Source organism: Vibrio chagasii, from assembly GCF_024347355.1.
Taxonomy (GTDB): domain Bacteria; phylum Pseudomonadota; class Gammaproteobacteria; order Enterobacterales; family Vibrionaceae; genus Vibrio; species Vibrio chagasii.
In genome coordinates, this window is the sequence record NZ_AP025465.1 from 3,183,554 (window position 1) to 3,207,526 (window position 23,973).

Annotated in this window: 22 protein-coding genes; 14 read left to right on the forward strand and 8 right to left on the reverse strand. The window is 45.8% G+C overall.

What is annotated here, in order from left to right; translation table 11 throughout:
- Positions 1 to 90: 90 nt before the first annotated feature.
- Positions 91 to 1,272: a 3-phenylpropionate MFS transporter gene (locus tag OCV52_RS14715; protein ID WP_137406929.1), complete on the reverse strand. Its 1,182-nt coding sequence runs from the start codon at positions 1,270 to 1,272 to the stop codon at positions 91 to 93.
- 232 nt (positions 1,273 to 1,504) lie between these two features.
- Here OCV52_RS14715 and OCV52_RS14720 point away from each other — a divergent pair, with 232 nt between their 5' ends.
- The 9 genes from OCV52_RS14720 to fis all read left to right on the forward strand — a co-directional run bounded on the left by OCV52_RS14720 (position 1,505) and on the right by fis (position 11,321).
- Entirely contained in the window at positions 1,505 to 3,337 is a 1,833-nt protein-coding gene (locus OCV52_RS14720; RefSeq protein WP_206383560.1) for a DUF294 nucleotidyltransferase-like domain-containing protein, read from the forward strand.
- Between the two features lie 11 nt (positions 3,338 to 3,348).
- Complete coding sequence (locus OCV52_RS14725) at positions 3,349 to 3,981, forward strand: 3'-5' exonuclease (RefSeq protein WP_137406931.1); 633 nt, start codon at positions 3,349 to 3,351, stop codon at positions 3,979 to 3,981.
- Positions 3,982 to 4,199: 218 nt separating this feature from the next.
- Complete coding sequence (gene acs, locus OCV52_RS14730) at positions 4,200 to 6,149, forward strand: acetate--CoA ligase (RefSeq protein ID WP_137406932.1); 1,950 nt, start codon at positions 4,200 to 4,202, stop codon at positions 6,147 to 6,149.
- 319 nt (positions 6,150 to 6,468) lie between these two features.
- The gene (aroQ, locus tag OCV52_RS14735; protein ID WP_102425463.1) at positions 6,469 to 6,918 is read left to right on the forward strand and encodes a type II 3-dehydroquinate dehydratase; all 450 of its coding nucleotides are present in this window, start codon (positions 6,469 to 6,471) and stop codon (positions 6,916 to 6,918) included.
- Positions 6,919 to 6,990: 72 nt separating this feature from the next.
- Positions 6,991 to 7,458, forward strand: a complete 468-nt coding sequence (gene accB / locus OCV52_RS14740) for an acetyl-CoA carboxylase biotin carboxyl carrier protein (protein WP_061033584.1) — start codon at positions 6,991 to 6,993, stop codon at positions 7,456 to 7,458.
- Positions 7,459 to 7,473: 15 nt separating this feature from the next.
- Complete coding sequence (gene accC, locus OCV52_RS14745) at positions 7,474 to 8,817, forward strand: acetyl-CoA carboxylase biotin carboxylase subunit (protein ID WP_063525207.1); 1,344 nt, start codon at positions 7,474 to 7,476, stop codon at positions 8,815 to 8,817.
- Between the two features lie 188 nt (positions 8,818 to 9,005).
- Entirely contained in the window at positions 9,006 to 9,893 is an 888-nt protein-coding gene (gene prmA, locus OCV52_RS14750) for a 50S ribosomal protein L11 methyltransferase (RefSeq protein WP_137406933.1), read from the forward strand.
- Between the two features lie 139 nt (positions 9,894 to 10,032).
- The gene (gene dusB / locus OCV52_RS14755; protein ID WP_008219544.1) at positions 10,033 to 11,001 is read left to right on the forward strand and encodes a tRNA dihydrouridine synthase DusB; all 969 of its coding nucleotides are present in this window, start codon (positions 10,033 to 10,035) and stop codon (positions 10,999 to 11,001) included.
- A 23-nt stretch (positions 11,002 to 11,024) separates the two neighbouring features.
- Positions 11,025 to 11,321: a DNA-binding transcriptional regulator Fis gene (gene fis, locus OCV52_RS14760; protein ID WP_004729744.1), complete on the forward strand. Its 297-nt coding sequence runs from the start codon at positions 11,025 to 11,027 to the stop codon at positions 11,319 to 11,321.
- Positions 11,322 to 11,450: 129 nt separating this feature from the next.
- Here the strand turns inward: fis and zntR are convergent, their stop codons facing one another.
- Positions 11,451 to 11,882: a Zn(2+)-responsive transcriptional regulator gene (gene zntR / locus OCV52_RS14765; protein WP_063525205.1), complete on the reverse strand. Its 432-nt coding sequence runs from the start codon at positions 11,880 to 11,882 to the stop codon at positions 11,451 to 11,453.
- Between the two features lie 325 nt (positions 11,883 to 12,207).
- Between zntR and purH the strand changes: the two genes are divergently transcribed.
- Together purH and purD are read left to right on the forward strand one after the other, a co-directional pair.
- On the forward strand, positions 12,208 to 13,800 hold the full coding sequence (gene purH / locus OCV52_RS14770) for a bifunctional phosphoribosylaminoimidazolecarboxamide formyltransferase/IMP cyclohydrolase (RefSeq protein WP_137406934.1): 1,593 nt from the start codon (positions 12,208 to 12,210) through the stop codon (positions 13,798 to 13,800).
- Between the two features lie 133 nt (positions 13,801 to 13,933).
- The gene (gene purD / locus OCV52_RS14775; RefSeq protein ID WP_137406935.1) at positions 13,934 to 15,223 is read left to right on the forward strand and encodes a phosphoribosylamine--glycine ligase; all 1,290 of its coding nucleotides are present in this window, start codon (positions 13,934 to 13,936) and stop codon (positions 15,221 to 15,223) included.
- Between the two features lie 158 nt (positions 15,224 to 15,381).
- On the opposite strand, the gene OCV52_RS14780 is transcribed toward purD, so the two are convergent.
- Together OCV52_RS14780 and hupA are read right to left on the reverse strand one after the other, a co-directional pair.
- Positions 15,382 to 16,086, reverse strand: coding sequence for a DUF1481 domain-containing protein (locus OCV52_RS14780; protein WP_137406936.1), 705 nt, complete (start codon positions 16,084 to 16,086; stop codon positions 15,382 to 15,384).
- A 47-nt stretch (positions 16,087 to 16,133) separates the two neighbouring features.
- Complete coding sequence (gene hupA, locus OCV52_RS14785; protein WP_004729753.1) at positions 16,134 to 16,406, reverse strand: nucleoid-associated protein HU-alpha; 273 nt, start codon at positions 16,404 to 16,406, stop codon at positions 16,134 to 16,136.
- A gap of 270 nt (positions 16,407 to 16,676) precedes the next feature.
- On the opposite strand from hupA, the gene OCV52_RS14790 reads away from it, so the two are divergent.
- A complete protein-coding gene (locus tag OCV52_RS14790; RefSeq protein WP_116871564.1) occupies positions 16,677 to 17,828 on the forward strand; it encodes a CNNM domain-containing protein in 1,152 nt (383 codons plus the stop codon).
- A gap of 65 nt (positions 17,829 to 17,893) precedes the next feature.
- Here the strand turns inward: OCV52_RS14790 and OCV52_RS14795 are convergent, their stop codons facing one another.
- The gene (locus OCV52_RS14795; protein ID WP_102265919.1) at positions 17,894 to 19,270 is read right to left on the reverse strand and encodes an IS4 family transposase; all 1,377 of its coding nucleotides are present in this window, start codon (positions 19,268 to 19,270) and stop codon (positions 17,894 to 17,896) included.
- A gap of 149 nt (positions 19,271 to 19,419) precedes the next feature.
- Positions 19,420 to 20,007 carry a YjaG family protein gene (locus OCV52_RS14800; RefSeq protein WP_061033578.1) on the reverse strand — a complete coding sequence of 196 codons (588 nt, stop codon included), beginning with the start codon at positions 20,005 to 20,007 and terminating at the stop codon, positions 19,420 to 19,422.
- A 71-nt stretch (positions 20,008 to 20,078) separates the two neighbouring features.
- On the opposite strand from OCV52_RS14800, the gene OCV52_RS14805 reads away from it, so the two are divergent.
- On the forward strand, positions 20,079 to 21,005 hold the full coding sequence (locus OCV52_RS14805; protein WP_137409042.1) for a D-2-hydroxyacid dehydrogenase: 927 nt from the start codon (positions 20,079 to 20,081) through the stop codon (positions 21,003 to 21,005).
- Complete coding sequence (locus tag OCV52_RS14810) at positions 21,005 to 21,598, forward strand: uracil-DNA glycosylase family protein (RefSeq protein WP_137409043.1); 594 nt, start codon at positions 21,005 to 21,007, stop codon at positions 21,596 to 21,598. Before OCV52_RS14805 ends, OCV52_RS14810 begins: the two co-directional genes overlap by 1 nt.
- Before the next feature lie 106 nt (positions 21,599 to 21,704).
- Here OCV52_RS14810 and hemE read toward each other — a convergent pair whose 3' ends face one another.
- Positions 21,705 to 22,772, reverse strand: a complete 1,068-nt coding sequence (gene hemE, locus OCV52_RS14815; RefSeq protein ID WP_061034321.1) for a uroporphyrinogen decarboxylase — start codon at positions 22,770 to 22,772, stop codon at positions 21,705 to 21,707.
- A gap of 299 nt (positions 22,773 to 23,071) precedes the next feature.
- The gene (gene nudC, locus OCV52_RS14820) at positions 23,072 to 23,881 is read right to left on the reverse strand and encodes an NAD(+) diphosphatase (protein WP_137409044.1); all 810 of its coding nucleotides are present in this window, start codon (positions 23,879 to 23,881) and stop codon (positions 23,072 to 23,074) included.
- Between the last annotated feature and the right edge of the window lie 92 nt (positions 23,882 to 23,973).

Consider the following 23,973-nt stretch of genomic DNA (forward strand, 5'->3'; position numbering starts at 1 on the left):
GGAGAGGTTTCATTTAACTAAGGATGAGTCATTAACTCAATCGCATCGCTTAAATTCTGTGCTTTAGACTCTAATAATCACGATTGGTTATCAGCTATGAACTTCTGACTCGGGTTGATTAACTTCAACCACAGAGCTTCTTTCATCAAGCTTGATAAACAGGGCAATTACACCCATCGCAGCCATTCCCCAGAAGATATTCGCGCCCCACAGTTCGTAGCCCCAGCCACTTAGGGTCGTCATTAATGCGATAAAGGCGCCAAGTGGTATCGCATTGTACAGAGCCTGCAATGCCACCATTTTGTTCGACTCTTGAGACTGAATGTATTGAATAGCAGCGATGTGTGCCATGGCGAATGTCACCCCGTGCAACAGCTGAGCCACTATCAATACTGGGATCGCAGTCGTTGATGCGGTGATACCCCAACGAGCCATGACCCCGATACCAGCAATCACAAACAGAGTGCGCAATGATAATCCAGCAAACAGTCGCTTACTCAGAGCAAATACTGCCACCTCAGCAACCACAGCCAAGCTCCACAGATAACCGATGATCGCCTCAGAGTGCCCCGCCTCTTTCCAGTAAATCGCACTAAAGCTGTAATACGCAGCGTGGCTTCCTTGAAGCAGTGCCATCAATGCAAGAAACTTCACTACCGATGATTCACGTAATAGTTGACCAAGTTTAGGTCTTTCAGCCACTTGCTCTGATTCTGTCACTGGCATTACGTTCGGGGTTCTCATCGCGAACAATAAAGACACTAACACCCCTGCCAGTGCAGTATACAAAATCATATCCGTACCAAATTCAGCCACCAGATAACCAACCACGGTAGAACCCGCAATAAATGCCACTGAACCCCACAAGCGTGTACGTCCGTAGTCGAGCATCTTGAGACGGCTGTAATGGTTCGCCATTGCATCAGAAAGCGGAATAATCGGTCCATAGCAGAGGTTGAACATTACCGTTGCTAGCAGCATCAATAAAAAGCTACCACCAGTAAAGAAATGGAAACCAACAAATAATAGCGCGACAAAACTGAGGCAACGCAATGCTGGCATTAAATGCTCAACTTTATAGATACGTGGTGTTATCACAAAGTTGGCAACACAACGCGTAGCCAAACCCACACCAATCAATACGCCAATGTCCCCCGCAGAAACGCCTTGGTCTTCAAACCATAGCGCCCAAAATGGCAGATAAACACCATAGGCAAAAAAGAAACCGAGAAAATACTGGGATATCCAGCCATAAGGGGAAGGTTTAAACATAGGCAACCTATAAAAATGTGCGGAACAAGGAAGCGCCAATTATGCCTAGGTCACAAAAGATGAAAAAGGGAATTATTGCGGGGATAGTATTCCCATATTCAATTAGTTCAGATATCGCATTTCAGCAAGATATCTAAGCTCTCCAAATCGCCACTCTCTCACTTAGACTAAAGTCGTCTGGAGCTTCGCTGGTAATTTGTCACACTAAAAAGAGACTCTAACTCCCTTGCGATTGCTTATGCCTGATAAATTTAATATGCAGCACCCGCCTTTCGATAGCTTGTCTGAAGCGGAACAGTTAACGCTACGCTCAGCTTTAGATGTGGTTTACTACCGAGCTCACGAAGTGATATTGGAGGCCGACCGCCCGAGCCGCCACCTGCATATTCTGATTAAAGGGGCTGTCGAAGAGCGCGCTAGCAGTGACGGAGAGATCTATGCGCACTATGCCAATGACGATATTTTCGATGTGCGCAGCCAGTTTGAGCCTCATACCAAACATCAATATATCGCATTAGAAGATACCTTAAGTTACCTATTACCAAACGACGTTTTTCTTGAGCTATACCACGCCAACGGCCAGTTCGCCGCTTACTTTGATAGTAACCTCTCGACCCGAAAAGCATTGATTGAAGCCGCTCAGCAACAGCAGAATCTTGCTGAGTTCATACTGACCAAAGTCGACGACTCGATTTACCACCCACCACTGATACTTGAACCTGACCAACCTATCAATCAAGTCACTCAAACCCTTAAAGAACAAGGCTTAGACTCGGCCTTGGTTCATTATGAACATGATGATCCAAAAGCTTTTGGATCATCATGTTCCTTTCCGTACGGAATCGTCACACGGACCAATTTATTACACGCGGTGATGCTTGATGATCGCCCGCTCGATACACCTGTCGGCGAGATAGCAACCTACCCTGTTTTGCATGTTAATCATGGTGACTTCTTGTTTAACGCCATGATCACCATGACAAGGAATCGTGTAAAAAGGCTGATGGTTTGTGATGGGTTAAATGCGGTCGGCATGGTGGATATGACGCAAATACTCAGTGCGTTCTCCACTCACTCGCATGTTCTTACTTTGCATATCGCTCGAGCCACCAGCATTGAAGAATTGGCCATGGCCTCCAACAAGCAACGTCAATTGGTCGAAAGCCTGCTCAATAATGGTATTCGTACACGTTTCATCATGGAGCTAATTTCGGCCGTCAATGAACAGATTATTGAAAAGGCATTTGAACTGGTTATTCCCCCTGCACTACACAACCATTGCTGCCTCATCGTGCTGGGTTCAGAGGGACGCGGAGAACAGATACTCAAAACCGATCAAGACAATGCGTTGATCATTCAAGACGGATTAGAGTGGCACCAATGCCAAAACGCCATGAACGATCTCACTCATACGTTGCAACAGTTAGGTTATCCACTGTGTCCTGGCAACGTCATGGTCAACAACCCGAAGTGGGTTCACTCAGAACAAGAATGGAAACAAACTCTGACGAGGTGGGTAAAAAAAGCAACGCCAGAGACAGTGATGGATATTGCCATCATGGCGGATGCACATGCTGTTGCAGGCAATAGAGACCTGTTACTCCCCGTTAAGCAGCACTTGAGTGATTTGATGCTCGGACAGGAATTGATTCTGACCGAGTTCTGCCGCCCTGCCCTTAACTTCTCAGTTCCCCTGAACCTGTTTGGTAATGTAAAGCAGTCCAAGTCCGGACTCGACATAAAACAAGGTGGTATTTTCCCTATAGTGCATGGTGTTAGAGCACTGAGCCTTGAACACGGCGTGACGGTCAATAACACCTTTGAACGCATTGAGCATCTCGTGAGTAAGAAGGTACTAGAGCAAAGTACCGCGGATAACCTCAGTGAAGCGATCAAGCAGTTTTTTAAGTGGCGTTTATCACAACGCCTGTCGCAACAGCACAGCAGCAATAAAATCGACGTCAAACTAATGGAGCGAGCAGATCGAGATCTGCTTCGTCATAGCCTGCACGTGGTTAAGAAATTCAAGCAATGGCTCGGCTACCACTATCAGATAAGGGACTAGGCGATTGCACGATGAATAGACTGGTTCGCTATTACTGGCATCACAAGCTCAAAGGCTCTCCGCATCAGCCTCTGTTTACTGCGCCTCTTCATCAAGAATATGTCTCACTCGATTGCGAAACCACCAGCCTCGACCCTAATCAGGCTGAACTGGTGACCATTGCCGCGACCAAGATCATCGGTAACCGCATCATCACCAGTAAGCCCTTCGAAGTTAGATTACGAGCCCCTCAATCGCTCGACTGCAATTCAATAAAAATCCACCGCATCCGCCATCAAGACCTCAAACACGGAATCGAAGAGAAACAAGCCCTAATTGAACTGCTAAGCTTCATTGGTAATCGTCCTTTAGTCGGCTATCACATCCGCTATGACAAAAAAATTCTCGACCGCGCCTGTTTAAAACAACTCGGATTTCCGCTGCCTAACCGATTAATCGAAGTGAGCCAACTCTATCAAGACAAACTCGAAAGACAGCTGCCCAATGCCTATTTCGACCTCAGCATGGATGCAATTTGTCGCCAGCTCGACTTACCAATTCCAGTCAATAAACATGATGCATTACAAGATGCTATCTCTGCTGCGCTGATCTTTGTCCGCCTGAAACATGGTGATCTGCCCCGCTTCAACTCTTCGTACACCTAATTCAACCCTTGCAGCTAGACATAGAGAGCAACATCTCAAAAATGAACTTAACTCGCTAGTTTGTAAGTGAAAAGCGGCGTCTCATCCTAAAGTCTAATTGTGGAAATCGCCGTCCTAGCCGAGAGTGATAACACAAAGACGGTTCTATAATAGACCTAGAAACTGAACACAAAGGAAGTTGCCAGTTCATTAGGAATGTAGGCACAAGGAGAGATGCAATGAGTGAAGCCCACGTTTATCCGGTAAAAGAAAATATTAAATCAACCACACACGCGGATAATGACACTTACCTAGCCATGTACCAACAATCTGTTTCTGACCCAGAAGGCTTTTGGGGTGAACACGGAAAAATCGTGGATTGGATTAAACCTTTCACACAAGTAAAAAATACCTCTTTCGACCCAGGCCACATCGATATTCGCTGGTTTGAAGATGGCACATTGAATGTGTCGGCGAACTGTATTGACCGCCACCTTGCTGAGCGCGGTGATGAAGTCGCCATCATCTGGGAAGGCGATGACCCTGCAGATGATAAAACCCTAACTTTTAATGAACTGCACAAAGAAGTATGTCTGTTCTCTAACGCTCTAAAAGAGCAAGGCGTACGTAAAGGCGATGTGGTTTGTTTATACATGCCTATGGTTCCTGAAGCTGCAGTTGCTATGCTGGCGTGTACTCGTATTGGTGCGGTTCATACCGTGGTATTTGGTGGTTTCTCACCAGAGGCACTGTCAGGTCGTATTATCGATTCGAATGCTAAAGTCGTGATCACAGCCGATGAAGGCGTGCGTGGCGGCCGAGCTGTTCCTCTTAAGAAAAACGTCGACGAAGCACTGACCAACCCAGAAGTGAAAACCATCGAAAAAGTGATGGTGCTTAAGCGTACTGGCGGTGAGGTTGCATGGCATGAGCACCGTGATATTTGGTGGCATGAGGCGACAGCAAACGTGTCAGCAGACTGCCCACCAGAAGAGATGAATGCGGAAGACCCACTATTCATCCTTTATACATCAGGCTCAACAGGCAAACCGAAAGGTGTAATGCACACTACCGGTGGTTACCTTGTTTACGCAGCGATGACCTTTAAATACGTATTTGATTACCAAGAAGGCGAAACCTTCTGGTGTACTGCAGATGTGGGTTGGATTACTGGCCACACATACCTTGTATACGGACCACTGGCTAACGGCGCTAAGACAATCCTGTTTGAAGGTGTACCAAACTACCCGAACACAAGTCGAATGAGTGAAGTGGTGGATAAGCACCAAGTCAACATTCTTTACACTGCACCAACGGCTATTCGTGCATTGATGGCGAAAGGCAATGAAGCGGTTGAAGGCACCTCTCGTGACAGTTTGAGAATCATGGGCTCAGTAGGTGAACCCATTAACCCAGAAGCGTGGGAGTGGTACTACAAAACGATTGGTAACGAGCAGTCTCCTATTGTTGATACATGGTGGCAAACCGAAACGGGCGGTATCCTAATTGCCCCACTACCAGGCGCTACCGACCTAAAACCGGGTTCAGCGACTCGTCCATTCTTCGGTGTACAACCTGCGCTAGTAAATAACATGGGTAATATCATTGAAGGCGCAACCGACGGCAACCTAGTCATTCTAGACTCGTGGCCAGGTCAAATGCGTACTGTTCATGGCGATCATGACCGCTTCGAACAGACTTACTTCTCTACGTTTAAAGGCATGTACTTCACCAGTGATGGCGCTCGTCGTGATGAAGACGGCTACTACTGGATTACTGGTCGTGTTGATGACGTGCTGAACGTATCTGGTCACCGTATGGGTACTGCAGAGATTGAGTCAGCGCTCGTTGCATTCGATAAGATTGCAGAGGCTGCGATTGTCGGTATTCCTCACGACATCAAAGGCCAAGCGATTTACGCTTACATCACGCTTAATGATGGTGATTTCCCAACCGCAGAGCTTCATAAAGAAGTGAAAGACTGGGTGCGTAAAGAGATAGGCCCTATTGCGACACCAGACGTGCTGCACTGGACCGATTCATTACCGAAAACCCGTTCAGGTAAGATCATGCGTCGTATCCTGCGTAAGATCGCAACGGGCGATACTGGCAACCTTGGTGATACTTCAACGCTAGCAGACCCAAGTGTGGTTGATAAGCTGATTGCAGAGAAAGCTGAATTGGCATAATAGCTGTCACACCAGAATCACTGTTTAAAACAGATCATTTCCAAACCGTCACCTATGTGGCGGTTTTTTTATGACTGATCTTGCTCTCAAATATCCACACCACAATTAAGGTAATAACGCTTTTTTGTTAAGTTGGTAACAATTTCACTTGCTATCAATAGGAGATTAGACCAGTAAATTGCTGCGATTTGCGCTGAATTAGCTATAATCTGGTTCTAATTTTTAAATTTGGGTTTTTCTCACTGGAAATTAACCCCAAATTTTCAATAAAATGGCAACATTCAAGGTCGTAATCACGATAAAGGAAGATAGCCCCACGATGTCTACAAAGTTTCGCATTCTAGTTTTAAATGGCCCAAACCTTAACCTGTTAGGCCTAAGAGAACCGGCACACTACGGCTCTCAAACACTTGAGCAGATTATTAGCTCACTAACAGAGCAAGCGAAAACACAAGATGTTGCGCTATCTCACTTACAGTCAAATCGTGAGTATGAACTGATCGAAGCTATCCATAATGCATATCAAGATATTGATTTCATTATCATCAACCCAGCGGCCTTTACACATACCAGTGTGGCGTTGCGTGATGCACTACTTGGCGTAGCGATCCCATTTATTGAAGTGCACCTATCGAATGTTCATGCACGTGAACCTTTTAGGCACCACTCTTACCTCTCAGATAAAGCCGAAGGGGTAATCTGTGGCTTAGGCGCACAAGGCTACCAATTTGCTTTGACTGCTGCGATTCACAAGTTGCAGTCAAAATAACGAACATAACCGAACTAATAGACACCAGCTCTAGTCATAGAGCATAGTTAATTAACAAAAGAGAAAGAAACGATGGATATTCGCAAAATCAAAAAGCTAATCGAATTGGTTGAAGAGTCTGGTATCGCAGAACTAGAAATCTCTGAAGGTGAAGAGTCAGTACGCATCAGCCGCAACGGCACTGCACCTGTAGCAGCACCAATTCAATACGCAGCAGCTCCGGCTCCAGCAGCGGCACCAGCTCCTGCAGCAGCTCCAGCTCAAGCGGCAGCTCCAGAAGCAGCAGAAGCTCCAGCAGCACCTGCAGGTCACCAAGTTCTTTCTCCAATGGTTGGTACGTTCTACGGCGCACCAAGCCCAGACGCAAAACCATTCGTAAAAGTTGGTCAACAAGTTAACGCTGGCGACACACTATGTATCGTTGAAGCAATGAAGATGATGAACCAAATCGAAGCTGATAAGTCTGGTGTTGTAACTGCAATCCTTGTTGAAGACGGCCAACCAGTTGAGTTCGACCAAGCTCTAGTAATTATCGAATAATAGAGAAGCCTCATTATGTTAGATAAATTAGTAATCGCGAACCGTGGTGAGATTGCACTACGTATTCTGCGAGCATGTAAAGAGCTAGGCATTAAAACGGTTGCTGTTCACTCAACAGCTGACCGTGACCTTAAGCACGTACTGCTAGCAGACGAAACCATTTGTATCGGCCCTGCTCGTGGTATCGATAGCTACCTAAACATCCCTCGTATCATCAGTGCAGCTGAAGTTACAGGCGCTGTTGCTATCCACCCTGGCTACGGCTTCCTATCTGAAAACGCAGACTTCGCTGAACAAGTTGAACAAAGCGGTTTCATTTTCGTTGGTCCTAAAGCAGAAACTATCCGCATCATGGGTGACAAAGTTTCAGCAATCACGGCAATGAAGAAAGCAGGTGTACCTTGTGTACCTGGTTCTGACGGCCCGCTAAACGACGACGAAGCAGCAAACAAAGCACATGCTAAGCGCATTGGCTACCCAGTGATCATCAAAGCGTCTGGCGGCGGCGGTGGTCGTGGTATGCGTGTTGTTCGCACTGAAGGTGAACTAACAGAAGCAATCGCAATGACACGTGCTGAAGCAAAAGCATGTTTCAACAACGACATGGTTTACATGGAGAAATTCCTAGAAAACCCACGTCACGTTGAAGTACAAGTAATTGCTGACGGTCAAGGCGGTGCTATCCACCTTGGTGAGCGTGACTGTTCAATGCAGCGTCGTCACCAGAAAGTTGTTGAAGAAGCACCAGCTCCAGGTATCACTGAAGAGATGCGTAAATACATCGGTGAACGTTGTACTCGTGCATGTCTAGAAATCGGCTACCGCGGTGCAGGTACATTTGAATTCCTATACGAAAATGGCGAATTCTACTTCATCGAAATGAACACTCGTATTCAAGTAGAGCACCCAGTAACAGAGATGGTAACTGGCGTTGACCTAATCAAAGAGCAACTTCGTGTTGCTGCTGGTCAACCTCTATCTTTCACGCAAGACGATATCAAGATCAAAGGTCACGCGATCGAATGTCGTATCAACGCGGAAGATCCAGAGAAGTTCCTACCTTCACCAGGTAAGATTGAGCGCTTCCACGCTCCTGGTGGTATGGGCGTTCGTTGGGACTCTCACATCTACACTGGCTACACAGTTCCACCACACTACGATTCAATGATCGGTAAGCTAATCACTTATGGTGAGAACCGTGACGTTGCGATTTCTCGTATGAAGAACGCACTAGGTGAAATGATTGTAGAAGGCATCAAAGTAAACATCTCTCTACAAGAGTCGATTATGAACGACGAAAACTTCCAACACGGTGGTGCAAACATCCACTACCTTGAGAAGAAACTTGGTCTTCAATAGAAACTAGCCTCGTGTAATTTGTTCTTAAATGGACAAAATAAAATGCTCACTTTGGTGGGCATTTTTGTTTTTAAGCGTCCAAAAAACGCAATCAATATTCCCCATTATATTCCTTGGGGTTTTGGTGAATTTGCTCATATTTTCTGCTAGACTCGCCATCCAATTTTTCTCATATAGAAGATTCAGCCATGCCTTGGATTCAAATCAAGCTTAATGCTACCAATGAAAATGCCGAACAAATTGGCGACATGTTAATGGAAGAGACTGGTGCTCTTTCTGTAACTTTCCTGGATGCACAAGATACCCCTGTATTTGAGCCTCTGCCGGGTGAAACTCGCCTTTGGGGTGACACTGACATTCTTGCGCTTTACGACGCTGAGATTGATACAGGTGTCGTTCTAGCGCAGATTAAAGCAAGCAACATGTTCCCTGCAGACTTTGCTCATAAAGTTGAGCAAATTGAAGACAAGGATTGGGAACGTGAATGGATGGACAACTTCCACCCAATGAAGTTTGGTGAGCGTTTATGGATCTGCCCAAGCTGGCGCGATATCCCTGAACCTGACGCGGTAAACGTAATGCTAGACCCTGGCCTTGCATTCGGTACTGGTACTCACCCAACAACAGCATTGTGTCTTGAGTGGCTTGAAGGATTAGATCTTTCAGGCAAAACCGTAATCGACTTCGGTTGTGGCTCAGGCATCCTAGCGATCGCAGCGATCAAACTAGGCGCAGCAAAAGTTATCGGGATCGACATTGATCCTCAAGCACTACTTGCATCAAAAGACAACGCAGAGCGCAATGGCGTTGCTGAGCAACTTGAGGTGTTCTTGCCACAAGATCAGCCTGAAGGTTTACTAGCAGACGTTGTTGTTGCCAACATTCTTGCCGGTCCACTGCGCGATCTTTCAGGCATCATCAAAGGCCTAGTTAAGCCAAATGGTGTGCTTGCGATGTCGGGTGTTTTAGATACACAAGCGGAAGATGTTGCGACTTATTATCGTGATGAGCTTCACATTGATCCGATTATCGAGCAGCAAGAGTGGTGTCGAATCTCTGGTCGCAAGCAAGGCTAGACAAGACTTTGGGCGCTAATTGATTGAATTTTATGCAAATTACAAAAACAAATTGTAAATGCTCAAATATTAGTCTTTTCACGCAGCGAAAAAATGCGTAAAATGCGCGCCCTTGCTGGTACAGAACTGTGATGACGTTTTGAAAATCGGAAATTATCAACTTAAGAACAATCTAATCGTCGCTCCAATGGCTGGCGTAACGGATAGACCATTCCGTGAGTTGTGTCTTCGCTACGGTGCGGGGATGGCAGTCAGTGAAATGATGTCCTCCAATCCCAAGGTTTGGAAAACGTCGAAGTCTCAGCAGCGTATGGTACATGAAGGCGAATCGGGCATTCGTTCAGTACAAATCGCTGGTGCAGATCCACAGCTTATGGCCGAGGCTGCGCAATTCAATGTCGATAACGGTGCGCAAATCATCGATATCAATATGGGTTGCCCAGCAAAAAAAGTGAATAAGAAGCTTGCGGGCTCTGCCCTACTTCAGTATCCAGACCTCATTGAAGAGATCTTGAAAGCTGTGGTAAACGCAGTCGACGTTCCAGTAACGTTAAAGACTCGTACAGGCTGGGATACAGATAACAGAAACTGTGTCCAAATCGCTAAAATAGCCGAAGACTGCGGCATACAGGCACTTGCCCTTCACGGGAGAACTCGCGCTTGTATGTACAAAGGTGAGGCAGAATACAAACACATTAAAGCGGCGAAACAAGCTGTATCTATTCCGGTTATTGCTAACGGTGATATCGATAGCCCGGAAAAAGCTAAGTTTGTGCTGGAGTACACCGGCGCTGACGCTTTAATGATTGGTCGTCCTGCCCAAGGTCGTCCATGGATTTTTAACGAAATCCTACACTATTTGGAAAACGGCACCACGATGGACCCACTCCCGGTTTCGGAAGTGAAAGACATCATGCTTGGCCATGTTCACGCTCTACATGAATTTTATGGAGAGTTTTTAGGCCCTCGCATTGCTCGTAAGCATGTGGGTTGGTACCTAAAAGAACATGAACAAGCGAGTGAGTTTCGCCGTACCTTCAACGCACTCGAAGCAGGTGATCTGCAGCTTGAGGCGTTAGAAGGTTATTTTGATAACGTTGCACCATAATTACGAGAAGAGCTAGACCGAATATGTTCGAACAAAATCTGACTTCAGAAGCATTGACAGTGACTACAGTAACATCACAAGACCAAATCACGCAGAAACCACTACGTGATTCAGTGAAAGCATCATTGAAAAACTACCTTGCTCAATTAAACGGTCAAGAAGTCAGCGAGTTATACGAACTAGTATTAGCTGAAGTTGAACAGCCACTACTAGACACCATCATGCAGTACACTCGCGGTAACCAAACTCGCGCAGCAACTATGATGGGTATCAACCGCGGTACTCTTCGCAAGAAACTTAAAAAATACGGCATGAACTAATCGTTCTTTCGTAATTAATTGAATTGAAAGCCAAGCTCATTGATTGAGTTTGGCTTTTTTTTGGCTTGTAGATTGGAGAACGAAGAAATGGGTAATGAGGGATAGGCTTCCCTTTAAACAGAGAGCCTATCAGCTACAACAACGTCCTTTTTCAACATTTTCTGAATCTAGTGCAGCCAGAATCGAACAATGGCTAGCGTTGTCATCTATGTGGCCACAACACGCATCGTTAATCTTTTTAAGCGCAGTGCGAATCTTGGTTAACTCAGTAATCTTCTCATCAATCATCTCCAACTTGGCGGTAGTGATGGACTTCACTTCGGCACAGCTATGTTGCGTCGCTTCCAAGCGAATCTCGAGCAATTCTTTAATCTCATCTAAACTCAGCCCCAACTCTTTAGATTTGAGAATAAAGGTCACCTGTTTTTGGTTATTTTCATCATATAGGCGATAACCCGATTCACTACGGCTCGCAGGAGCAATCAAATTATTTTTTTCATAAAAGCGTAAGGTATCGGCTGTCACACCGCATCGTTTCGCTAATTCACCGATCTGAAACATGTTTTTCCCTAATCCTTCGTCCATTTCACAATTAACCTTATCGTTACTTTTTAGGCTGAAATGGCACTTTTCATAATTATTTTTGAGATGCCAAACGATTGCGCGAGCTTTTTTGTAATAAATTAGTTAGAATCTGCGCCATCAAATTTGGAGTTGGTTATCTTATAGCTTAATCGTAAGACTAACCTCAAAGGTCTTTACCAAAACTGGCCAATATTTTATCTCTTACTGGAATCTAGAATAATCCACGCTGAGAAGATAGAAACAAGTTCTTTTTTGGCAAATATCTTTATTTTAACCCCATGAATTTGAGGAAGATGGAAGCATGAATAACGCTCGTCCAATTCGCCGCGCTCTAATCAGCGTATCAGACAAAACTGGTATCGTTGAATTTGCACAAGCTCTTGCTAACCGTGGTGTAGATATCCTATCTACCGGTGGCACTGCTCGCCTGCTTGCTGAAAAAGGCATCTCTGTTACAGAAGTATCTGACTACACTGGTTTCCCAGAAATGATGGACGGCCGTGTTAAGACTCTGCATCCAAAAGTTCATGGTGGTGTTCTAGGCCGTCGCGGCCAAGACGATGACGTGATGGAAACTCACGGCATCAATCCTATCGATATGGTTGTTGTAAACCTATACCCATTCGCAGAAACCGTTGCAAAAGAAGGCTGTACCCTTGCTGATGCTGTTGAGAACATCGACATCGGTGGTCCAACAATGGTTCGCTCTGCAGCGAAAAACCACAAAGACGTAACTATCGTTGTTAACGCTCACGACTACGACCGCGTTGTCGCTGAAATGGACGCGAACGAGAAGTCTCTAACACTAGAAACTCGTTTCGACCTAGCTATCGCAGCATTCGAACACACAGCTTCTTACGACGGCATGATCGCTAACTACTTCGGCACTATGGTTCCATCTTACGGCGAGAACAAAGAAGGCGACGAAGATAGCAAATTCCCTCGCACGTTCAACCAACAGTTCGAGAAAAAACAAGACATGCGCTACGGTGAGAACAGCCACCAAGCAGCAGCATTCTACGTTGAAGCAAACCCTGAAGAAGCATCAGTTTCTACTGCTCGCCAAATCCAAGGCAAAGCGCTTTCTTACAACAACATCGCCGACACTGACGCAGCACTTGAGTGTGTGAAAGAGTTCGACGAACCAGCATGTGTCATCGTTAAGCACGCTAACCCATGTGGCGTAGCACTAGGTGAAGACATCCTAGAAGCTTATGACCGTGCATTCAAAACAGACCCAACGTCTGCATTTGGTGGCATCATCGCATTCAACCGTGAGCTAGACGCAGCAACAGCAACCGCTATTACTGAGCGTCAATTCGTTGAAGTTATCATTGCTCCTTCTGTTTCTGCTGAAGCAGTAGAAATCGTAGCGGCTAAGAAAAACCTTCGCCTACTTGAGTGTGGTGAGTGGACAACTAAGACGACTGGCTTTGACGTGAAACGCGTTAACGGCGGCCTACTGGTTCAAGACCGCGACCAAGGCATGGTGTCTGAAGATGACCTTAAAGTGGTTTCTAAGCGTCAACCAACCGCTGAAGAGCTAAAAGATGCCCTATTCTGCTGGAAAGTAGCGAAGTACGTGAAATCTAACGCGATCGTTTACTCGAAAGGCGACATGACTATCGGTGTGGGCGCAGGCCAAATGAGCCGTGTTTACTCTGCGAAAATCGCTGGCATCAAAGCTGCAGACGAAGGTCTACAGGTTGAAGGTTGTGTGATGGCATCAGATGCATTCTTCCCATTCCGTGACGGTATCGACGCGGCGGCAGAAGCGGGCATCAAATGTGTTATCCAACCAGGCGGCTCTATGCGTGATGACGAAGTTATCGCAGCAGCAGACGAGCACGGCATGGCGATGATCTTTACGGGCATGCGTCACTTCCGCCACTAGAAAGAAAAGATACGAGAGCGCTTCGCTACGGGAAACGAGAACGCTGCGCTCCGAGATGAGCAACACTATCATTTAGTGTTGCTCAGACATTTTCTAGTTCTACTACTATCAATTTTGATTGAAGGTTTAAAACATGAATGTATTGATTATTGGTGCCGGTGGTCGTGAGCATGCACTAGGTTGGAAAGCAGCACAAAACCCAAACGTTGAAACAGTATTCATCGCTCCAGGTAACGCAGGTACTGCACTTGAGCCAAAACTTGAAAACGTAAACATCGGCGTTGAAGACATCGCTGGTTTAGTGGCGTTTGCTCAAGAGAAAAAAATCGAACTGACTATCGTTGGCCCTGAAGCGCCATTGGTTATTGGTGTGGTTGACGCGTTCCGCGAAGTAGGTCTGCCTATCTTTGGTCCAACTCAAGCGGCAGCACAGCTGGAAGGCTCTAAAGCATTCACTAAAGACTTCCTAGCTCGTCACGACATCCCAACAGGTTCTTACGCGAACTTCACTGAGATTGAGCCAGCTATCGCTTACGTTCGTGAGCAAGGTGCACCAATCGTAGTTAAAGCTGACGGCCTTGCGGCTGGTAAAGGCGTTATCGTCGCGATGACTCTTGAAGAAGCAGAAGACGCAATCAAAGATATGCTAGCAGGCAACGCATTTGGCGAAGCAGGCAGCCGCGTGGTTATCGAAGAGTTCCTTGAAGGCGAAGAAGCAAGCTTCATAGTAATGGTTGACGGCTCTAGCGTTCTACCTATGGCCACCAGCCAAGACCACAAACGTGTTGGCGACAAAGACACTGGCCCTAACACGGGCGGCATGGGTGCTTATTCTCCAGCTCCTGTAGTAACACCTGAAATCCACAACCGTATCCTTGAAGAAGTTATCTACCCAACGGTACGTGGCATGGACGCAGAAGGCGCACCTTACACTGGTTTCCTTTACGCTGGTCTAATGATCGATGCTGACGGCACTCCGAAAGTTATCGAATACAACTGCCGCTTCGGCGATCCAGAAACACAACCTATCATGATGCGCATGGAGTCAGACCTTGTTGAGCTTTGCCTAATGGCTATCGACGAGAAACTAGACGAAGCAGAATCTAAGTGGGATCCACGTGCTTCAATTGGTGTTGTTCTTGCGGCTGGCGGCTACCCTGCTGACTACGCAAAAGGTGACGTAATTTCACTACCAACAAGCGAAGTTGAAGGCCAAAAGGTTTTCCACGCAGGTACTGCAAATAACGAAGCTGGCGACGTGGTGACAAACGGTGGTCGTGTACTTTGTGCAACAGCGCTGGGTAACACGGTTTCTGAAGCTCAGGAGCGCGCATACGCGTTAACGAAGCAAGTGAGCTGGAATGATATGTTCCACCGCAATGACATTGGTTACCGTGCGATTGCGCGCGAGCAAGAGCAGTAATCAAGATTGTCACTCGCTTACTATCCAATAACAGTAAGTAAATGACAGCAGCGAAGAACGAAAAAGGCGCCTTAGTGGGCGCCTTTTTTATTGTCCAACGTACACATGTACAGACTAAAGAGCATTTGGCCTACAGTAGGCCAAATGCTCTTAATGATTTATTCGCTGCTCTTCAGCAATGATGGTCTTACGACACAATCGTGGCTTTCTTCCGCTAACATCAATAGCTCTTCTACAGTGATTTTTCCGAGTGAATCACTACCAAGAAACGCAGCATAGCTTTCTACTGACGCTAAGCGATTAATCACAAAGTTTGGTAAGGCTTGATTAATATCGATACTTGAAAACTCTTTACCCGAGCAAGTTTCGAAAGATTGACCATTCCAATAGCCTTGGATCAACTTGAAGCCTTCGTCATTCTGCTTAGCCGTGGTATCTAAGGCCTGTGAGGCTTCATTCTTGTAAGTTTCAAGCTGCTTAGCGCGGATTGGTAGGATTTTACCGTCAATACGGTACTGCTGATACACAGCTTCGCCTGATTTGTTGAAACGGACATGAACCCGAAATGGAGCCAGTTCATTTGATGCGTTGCGCTGCTCACCTTCACGAATAAATTCACGAAGCACAACATCCGACCATGCATAGTCAGTTTGATACCAGCCATAATCACCCATAGTGACGTAGTCTGCTGAAGTATGAGGTTGTGTGAGCTTGTTAGTCACCCAGTAGAAACTTGTCGCGTCGCCCATGACTTGGCCGCCGGTGTAGGTTTCAAATTGCTCTAGGTTTTTGCGAGGGCTTGTTGAAGAACAGCCAATGAGAAATGTAGATAACAGTGAAACGAGAAGAAATGCTTTTTTCATAAAAACCTGTACCGAGGTGGAATACGACTACCTCGGTACAGTTTAGATTATTTCACTGAATCTTTCAGCGCTTTACCTGCAACAAATGCTGGGACGTTTGCAGCAGCGATTTGGATCTCATCACCAGTTTTTGGGTTACGACCAGTGCGAGCTGCACGGTGGTTTACTTTAAAAGTACCAAAACCAATTAGCTGAACTTGATCGCCATCTTTAAGAGCATCTGTTACACCACCAAGAGTCGCTTCTAGAGCAGCTTTAGCTTGTGCTTTAGAAAGGTCCGCTTTTTCAGCAATAAAGTCGATTAATTGAGTCTTGTTCATTTTAGGTTTCCCTTCTTTGTATTTTTGAATTCAATTCACTCTAAAACATAAATGCCCCATCTGGCAAAGGTTTGTCGTCGATCTTTGACTCTAATGCCGTAGTTTTAGCCATAATATGAGTAATAACTCACAATTTGTTACTGATTTATTTAAGCAAGCCCTTGTTTAAAAGGGGCTGAGCGCAAAATTAATGATGACCTAGCCACTACTTTTTCTCTATAATCCACGCTGAATCGCTGATAAAGCGTACAATTTAATTTAAGGGCAAACATGCTGCTGCTAACTATTTACGTCTCCATCGCCATTGGAGTTTCTTTCATTTGTTCTGTTTTGGAAGCTGTACTTTTGAGTATTAGTCCGAGCTACATCGCTCAACTAAAACAAAATGGGCATCCTGCAGCAGAGTCATTAGACAAACTGAAAACAGACATCGACCGCCCACTGGCGTCAATTTTAACGCTTAACACCATCGCGCACACAATCGGTGCTGCGACAGCAGGTGCACAAGCGGCGGTGGTTTTTGGTAGCCAATGGCTAGGTGTATTCTCTGCCGTGCTAACTCTAGGTATTTTGGTACTGTCTGAGATTGTTCCAAAAACTATTGGTGCAACTTACTGGCGTCAACTTGCGCCAGCATCGGCGAGCGTGCTTCGTTGGATGGTGTTCTTCCTAACACCGTTTGTTTGGTTCTCTGAGCAGATCACTAAGCGCCTAGCTCGTGGTCACGAAGCACCAAAAATGCGTGATGAATTGTCTGCGATGGCGATTTTGGCAAAAGAGAGTGGTGAATTTGCAGAAGGCGAATCGAAAATCCTAAGCAACCTACTTGGCATTCAAGATGTACCTGTGACGCAAGTAATGACACCGCGACCAGTAGTATTCCGTGTCGATGCTGAGATGAGTATCAATCAGTTCCTAGCGGATCATAAAGATACGCCATTCTCACGTCCGTTGGTTTACAGCGAGCAGAGTGACAACATCATCGGTTTTGTGCACCGCTTAGAGCTGTTTAGGCTTCAACAAGCTGGCAGCGGAGAGAAATCTCTAGGCGATGTGATGCGCCCTATTCATGTATTACTGAATAACTTGCCGTTACCAAAAGCGTTTGACCAAATGATGGCTCAACGTTTACAGCTATCTCTCGTGGTTGATGAGTACGGCACAATCCAAGGCATCATTACCCTAGAAGATATCTTTGAACACCTTGTTGGCGAAGAGATCGTTGACGAAGCGGATAAGACGACCGACATGCAGGAACTGGCATTTCAGCGTTGGGAAAAGTGGAAAGAGACCCACGGTGTGATCGAAAACCGCGACGAAGAAGACGAGCTAGAGCAAGAAGCTTCAGCAGAAGACGATAACTCAGATGCAAAACCAGCGGATGAAGAGCAAACGTCAAAAGCAGATAAAAAAGACGCTTAATCGTAATTTGCTATCAATAGATACAACAAAGGCTCCTTTGGGCTGTCTCTTGATCACAAGTCTGGTTAATCAAGAGACTTGGCGAGTTCATACCCTTCAAGGATGGTTTGTAACCTAAGCCATCCTTGCCATAACGTCTTTATAGAAGCGCGACCTGTTCGCTTGGTATTCTTCCAACCACCTAACCGAGCAATACCGTTGTAAGCCCATGATATATTAGGCGCTTCTTTCGGTAGTTTTTTGCTCTCCAACTTGAGCCACATTAACTTCCACGCTTTGCCTTTTAATACCTGCTCACAACTGCTCTTAGATAACTCGTCTGATTCATTCATAAACCTCAACTGGAGTAACCGAGTCGCGATAAAAGCCAAAACGACGCTGAGCCTTTCTAAGTTATCCTTACTTTGCATTCTCAGTTGCTCAACTTCAGTCCCTTCACTTTTCCAGACTTTATGAAAATCTTCTATCAGCCAGCGCCGCTCATAATAACTGACGATTTTGAGTGCCTCTTCCTTGCTCGTTATCGGCTCTGAAGTCAGTAAGTGCCATGCGAGCTTATTACCACTCTCTCCTTGTTCTATACATCCCACGTAGTAAAGCGGAATGTTATCGAACTCTTTCTTGTTAGCAGGAGACTTGAGTGTCACGGGGGCATATTTGATATCTAAATGAGCCTTGCGAGCTTTACGACCGCCTTTTTGCGGTATTTCGAGCACTTTCTCTCCGGCTGATAACAGGGTAGAAGCATAGCTATAAAGACGATTATCGTGCTCTTCAATACAGCGGCTTTGCATTGAGCGAACGAGGAACCTTTGTTGTTGCTCTCGCTTGTAAGTGAGGTATTCAAATAGGTCGGCTTCTCTATCGCACACAGAAATGACATCCGAAATTTTATCGCCAAGTCGCTCAGCGACATGGCGAGAGGCTTGTTCCCACTTATAACTTTCTTTCTCTTTGTATGGTCGAGTCGCATGCTGGTGCCTTTGACCTCGCTTTTCTATATCACGAGTCCAGCGCTGTTGTTCAATTAAACCAATAACAGATTGAGTGTCGGGAGCAAAAAGTAAGGTTGAGTGTACAAACATGGCGCGATGTCGATTGCCTTGATTAGAGTGCCCGAGTTCATCTCGAATGCTGCGATGGGAGTAACTGAGAGAAGTGGTGTCTTCTAAGGCAAGAAGTGTTTGTTGCTCTAATGCTTCTTGTGCGGTGACATAAAAACCCGCTTCTGCGATATCTTCTGCTTTGATTTGCTCATTACGGATGAAGCGATAAGCCCCTTCCATTTCAGCAGGGGATATAATGAGTTTCGAGACGGGTACGCCAGGCTGCTCGGCCAGTGAGGCTGCGAGAGCAACGAGTCTTTGAGTGCGTCTAGGGTCATTAAGGTGGGCTTGACCGAACTGTTTTTGTGCCCAAAGGGTTGGCTCTATATAGGTCATGATAATCATCCTTGTCATTGCTTAGATGATCAGATCATGAAACCTAAAAATAGTTCAAAAAAAATCCCCAAGCGTGGCTTAGGGATTTGTGTATAAGAGACAGCCTTTGGGAGCCTTTGTTTTTATTCGTACTTTGGTGCGATGTTGAATTACAGAGCAACACCAATGTTACTAACGGGTTCTTCACGCAGTTCATGACGTAGGTCTTTAATCAACTCGATGTCACGTTCCGTCGTTTCACGCAATGGTCGGAAGATAGCCCACTGAACGTCCCACTCTTCACATACCGCTTCGTTTTCTTTCTGGTTTTCGTTAGTCACTTCTTCAGCACCTTGAGCAAACTCAAGCTCAGCAACCGTCTTCACCGACTGTTGGCTCACTTTAATCACAGCTTCAAACATGTGCTCGCGGTCAAGCAGGCCATGAACAAGCGTTGCCAAACCTTGGCAAGCGTCCATTGCAGGGTAAACACCATAGAAGTCAAAATCGTCTGCGCTAGGGAAAAGCTCTTCAACTTTCTCTAATTGGCGTTCAAAGTTCACCTTTGCCGTTTTTACCGTTAGGATTTCCCAAATGCTATCCAAAACATCACGATAGATGCGAGCTTCGGCAAATTCTGTATTCTCACAAAACATGGCATAGTTAGGGTACATACGCTCACACAGACACGCCATAAAGGTAATTTGTTGCCAAGGTTCTAACTTTTCAAGACGAACCTGCAGTGGATTCTGAAGCATAGTCACTCAATAATTGCAGAAAAAGACAGCGAAAGTGTACTTGATAAACTCTGGGGGGAAAAGGTAAGCCGATGAACAATTTTACGAATAAGCTCTATATTATGACTGAGCATGACGATACCTATACGCAACTGATTCTAAACCGGGATTTACCCGACCTAGAAATCACTCAAAACCCCGAGTTAGCTGAGATTATATTAGGGTCGCCTCCCCTGATAGCCGAGCGTCTTAACGAGTTTAAAACGCTTGAGTGGGTACAAAGCACCTACGCTGGCATCAATAAGCTCACTCAACCAGAACTTCGTCAGGATTACACGCTAACCAATGTAAAAGGTATCTTCGGCCCTGCTATCTCGGAGTACGTTTTAGGTTACGCAATCAGCCACTTTAGACACTTTCCTCACTACCACCAGCAACAACAGCAACGAAACTGGCAGCCACAGCTTTATTCTAGCCTAACTGACAAAACTATGGTGATTTTAGGCACAGGGTCTATCGGCAGCCATTTAGCAAAAACCGCTGCGGCGTTTGGCATTCATACCATTGGTGTCAATCGTACTGGTATCCCATCGAAGCAAGAAACCTTTAAAGACACTTTCCATATCAATGAACTTGAGCCGGCTCTCAAGCAAGCAGACATTGTGGTCAACACCTTGCCATCGACCGCTGAAACCTATCAACTGCTCAACCAAATGACCCTTAGCTATTGTTCTAACGTGCTGCTATTTAATGTTGGCAGAGGCGAAAGCATCGACAACAAAGCGCTGTTGCTGGCGATTAAAAACCGTTGGGTTGAGCATGCATTTCTTGATGTGTTTGAAAGCGAGCCCCTTTCGCAAGATCACCCTTTCTGGAAGCTACCACAAATCACCATTACGCCACATATCGCTGCACTCAGTGAACCGAGACAAGTGGTAGAGATCTTTGCTGAGAATTACCAACAGTGGCGAGATGGTTTTACCCTAAACCATGTCATTGATTTTGATAAAGGCTACTGATGTCCTCTTCGCTACTTACAGAGATACGACAATGCACTGCATGTGAGCCTAACCTCTCACACGGTGCCAACCCTGTCATTCAAGCACATCCAAACGCGCGCTTGTTAATCATTGGTCAAGCGCCGGGTATCAAGGTGCATGAGTCATCCATCCCATGGAATGATACCAGTGGGGAAAGATTAAGAGAGTGGCTAGGGATAGGCAGCGATACCTTTTATGACGAACAAAAGGTCGCGATTGTACCTATGGGTTTCTGCTACCCAGGTAAAGGAAAGAGTGGCGATCTACCACCACGCAAGGAGTGCGCAGAGCTCTGGCATAACAAAGTACTGCAATCACTGCCCAATATTCAAATGACACTTTTGATTGGTCAGTACGCGCAAAACTATTATTTAAAGGAAAGAACCACCAAAACACTGACAGAGACCGTCAAAAACTGGCAGGTTTGGGCACCAGAGTTTTTACCACTTCCCCACCCTTCACCACGTAATAATATCTGGCTCAAGAAGAACCCATGGTTTGAAAATGAGGTCATTCCTTACATCCGCAAACACATCTCAGAGCATTTGGCCTACTATGACCCAAATACTTAATGAGCTGCACACCGTCGAAATTAAACGAGTATAGAATTACCAATCTGAAGGCAATAAAAAAGCGCTGCTGGTTACCCAGCAGCGCTTTCAATCATCTTACTCAGAACTACTTATGGTAAGGCTTAGACAGCTCGTGAACAGCGTCAACGAACACACCAGCATTTTCTGGCGGCACATCTAAGTGAATACCGTGGCCTAGGTTAAATACGTGGCCAGTACCCGCATCACCAAAGCCTTCAAGGATAGTCGATACTTCTTCACGGATACGCTCTGGAGAAGCGTAAAGCATTGAAGGATCCATGTTACCTTGCAGAGCAACCTTATCACCCACACGCTTAACTGCGTCTTGGATGTTGATAGTCCAGTCTAGGCCAACTGCATCACAGCCCGTTGCTGCGATCTGCTCTAGCCACATGCCACCGTTCTTAGTGAATAGTGTTACTGGTACACGACGGCCATCGTTTTCACGGATCAGACCGTCAACGATTTTGTGCATGTATTGCAGTGAGAATAGGTTGTAATCACGAGGAGTCAGTACACCACCCCATGTATCAAATACCATTACCGATTGAGCACCCGCTTTGATTTGCGCGTTTAGGTATTCGATAACACTGTCAGCCAGCTTATCTAGAAGTAGGTGCAGCGTTTGTGGTTCTGCATACATCATCTTCTTGATCTTAGTGAACGCTTTAGAGCTTCCACCTTCAACCATGTAAGTCGCTAGAGTCCATGGGCTACCAGAGAAACCAATCAGTGGCACTTCGCCTTTCAGATCTTTACGGATCTGACGTACTGCGTTCATTACGTATTGAAGCTCACCTTCTGGATCTGGCAGGCCAATTTTTTCTACGTCAGCTTTACACGTGATAGGACGCTCAAACTTAGGACCTTCACCTGTTTCAAAGTACAAACCTAGGCCCATAGCATCAGGGATCGTTAGGATGTCAGAGAACAAGATTGCCGCATCAAGCGGGAAACGACGTAAAGGTTGAAGGGTTACTTCTGATGCAAGTTCCGCGTTTTTGCACAAAGACATGAAATCGCCTGCTTCAGCACGCGTTGCTTTGTACTCTGGAAGATAGCGGCCAGCTTGGCGCATCATCCATACCGGTGTGTAATCAACAGGCTGCTTTAAAAGTGCGCGTAAATAGCGATCGTTCTTTAATTCGGTCATTCCGTTAAATTCCAATTCAATCTTGTCTAGTTTTGATAGCAAGTATTCTAACACTGATTGAGGGGTAAAAGCTGTGTGCTTTGCAACCTAGATCAAGTTATTAACTTTTAAATCAATGCTTAATTTGCACCCAATTAAGGGAGCATGTTAAAAATTTGTTCGCTAGCGAAAATTACAATTATAACACCTGAGTAGTCACTACTCAGCATCTCATAACGACATCTTACTTACCCCCTCCACTTGTGGAGGGTTTTTTTTAGCTTTTGACCACCCATAGGCCAAATACTACTGTAGGCAATTTAGTGCTCCAATATTTGTTCAGCTGCGCCTGCTTTAATCACGTCATCAACCGTTTTCTCTATCAGTTGTCTGGCAATGGTGCCCACTGGCGCCACATCTGGCAGAGTCGTCACGTCAAACCATTGCGCGTCAGATAGCTCGCTATAATCTGGCTTGAGCGTACCACCAGCATAGTCAGCAAGAAATCCCATCATCATGCTCGACGGGAACGCCCAGGGTTGGCTGCCAAAATAGCGAATATTATCCACATCAATCCCCGTCTCCTCTTTCACTTCACGAGCAACACACTGTTCTAAGGTCTCTCCGACCTCTAGAAAGCCCGCTATAACGGTATACATGCCCGTTTTATGTCTTGGGTGCTGCGCGAGTAATATCTTGTTGTCGTTTCGTACAGCGACAATGATGCATGGGAAAATGCGCGGGTAATGCAGAGTACGACAGTCTCCACACTGCATCGCCACTTGATTGTGGTTTAGGTGATTGCGACCACCACACTGCGGGCAGAAACGCATGCTCTGGGTCATATGGCTATATTGGATGGCTTTACTTGCAGTAAGAAAACTCGATTCAGGCCAGTGCAATAACTCTCTTAGGTTGACCATCGTCAGCTCACGCTCAACATCACAGTCGTTCAACCAATACACTTTGCGACCTTGATGCTGACCAATGCAGATTGCGTGCTCAACACTGAGCCCTAGCTCGTCGGCAGAGCCGAAAGGAAACTGGTCATTATCAACCCAAATATCACTACCGGAAACGACGCACCAATAAGCTTGCTCTGTCATTTTCTTATCACTTTTTTTTAACATCCCTATGCCTCATTGCTTGCAGTTCGTTCATTTTACTGGCAATCTAATTTCATACTAGAGTTGTGGCAGAGAATATTTCAAGCTATTACTTT

Excerpts from the sequence above, each read along its gene's own strand:
- OCV52_RS14715 (WP_137406929.1), bottom strand. The coding sequence starts at position 1,272 with ATGTTTAAACCTTCCCCTTATGGCTGGATATCCCAGTATTTTCTCGGT.
- OCV52_RS14725 (WP_137406931.1), top strand. The coding sequence starts at position 3,349 with ATGAATAGACTGGTTCGCTATTACTGGCATCACAAGCTCAAAGGCTCT.
- acs (WP_137406932.1), top strand. The coding sequence starts at position 4,200 with ATGAGTGAAGCCCACGTTTATCCGGTAAAAGAAAATATTAAATCAACC.
- aroQ (WP_102425463.1), top strand. The coding sequence starts at position 6,469 with ATGTCTACAAAGTTTCGCATTCTAGTTTTAAATGGCCCAAACCTTAAC.
- accB (WP_061033584.1), top strand. The coding sequence starts at position 6,991 with ATGGATATTCGCAAAATCAAAAAGCTAATCGAATTGGTTGAAGAGTCT.
- accC (WP_063525207.1), top strand. The coding sequence starts at position 7,474 with ATGTTAGATAAATTAGTAATCGCGAACCGTGGTGAGATTGCACTACGT.
- prmA (WP_137406933.1), top strand. The coding sequence starts at position 9,006 with ATGCCTTGGATTCAAATCAAGCTTAATGCTACCAATGAAAATGCCGAA.
- fis (WP_004729744.1), top strand. The coding sequence starts at position 11,025 with ATGTTCGAACAAAATCTGACTTCAGAAGCATTGACAGTGACTACAGTA.
- zntR (WP_063525205.1), bottom strand. The coding sequence starts at position 11,882 with ATGTTTCAGATCGGTGAATTAGCGAAACGATGCGGTGTGACAGCCGAT.
- purH (WP_137406934.1), top strand. The coding sequence starts at position 12,208 with ATGAATAACGCTCGTCCAATTCGCCGCGCTCTAATCAGCGTATCAGAC.
- purD (WP_137406935.1), top strand. The coding sequence starts at position 13,934 with ATGAATGTATTGATTATTGGTGCCGGTGGTCGTGAGCATGCACTAGGT.
- OCV52_RS14780 (WP_137406936.1), bottom strand. The coding sequence starts at position 16,086 with ATGAAAAAAGCATTTCTTCTCGTTTCACTGTTATCTACATTTCTCATT.
- hupA (WP_004729753.1), bottom strand. The coding sequence starts at position 16,406 with ATGAACAAGACTCAATTAATCGACTTTATTGCTGAAAAAGCGGACCTT.
- OCV52_RS14790 (WP_116871564.1), top strand. The coding sequence starts at position 16,677 with ATGCTGCTGCTAACTATTTACGTCTCCATCGCCATTGGAGTTTCTTTC.
- OCV52_RS14795 (WP_102265919.1), bottom strand. The coding sequence starts at position 19,270 with ATGACCTATATAGAGCCAACCCTTTGGGCACAAAAACAGTTCGGTCAA.
- OCV52_RS14800 (WP_061033578.1), bottom strand. The coding sequence starts at position 20,007 with ATGCTTCAGAATCCACTGCAGGTTCGTCTTGAAAAGTTAGAACCTTGG.
- OCV52_RS14805 (WP_137409042.1), top strand. The coding sequence starts at position 20,079 with ATGAACAATTTTACGAATAAGCTCTATATTATGACTGAGCATGACGAT.
- OCV52_RS14810 (WP_137409043.1), top strand. The coding sequence starts at position 21,005 with ATGTCCTCTTCGCTACTTACAGAGATACGACAATGCACTGCATGTGAG.
- hemE (WP_061034321.1), bottom strand. The coding sequence starts at position 22,772 with ATGACCGAATTAAAGAACGATCGCTATTTACGCGCACTTTTAAAGCAG.
- nudC (WP_137409044.1), bottom strand. The coding sequence starts at position 23,881 with ATGTTAAAAAAAAGTGATAAGAAAATGACAGAGCAAGCTTATTGGTGC.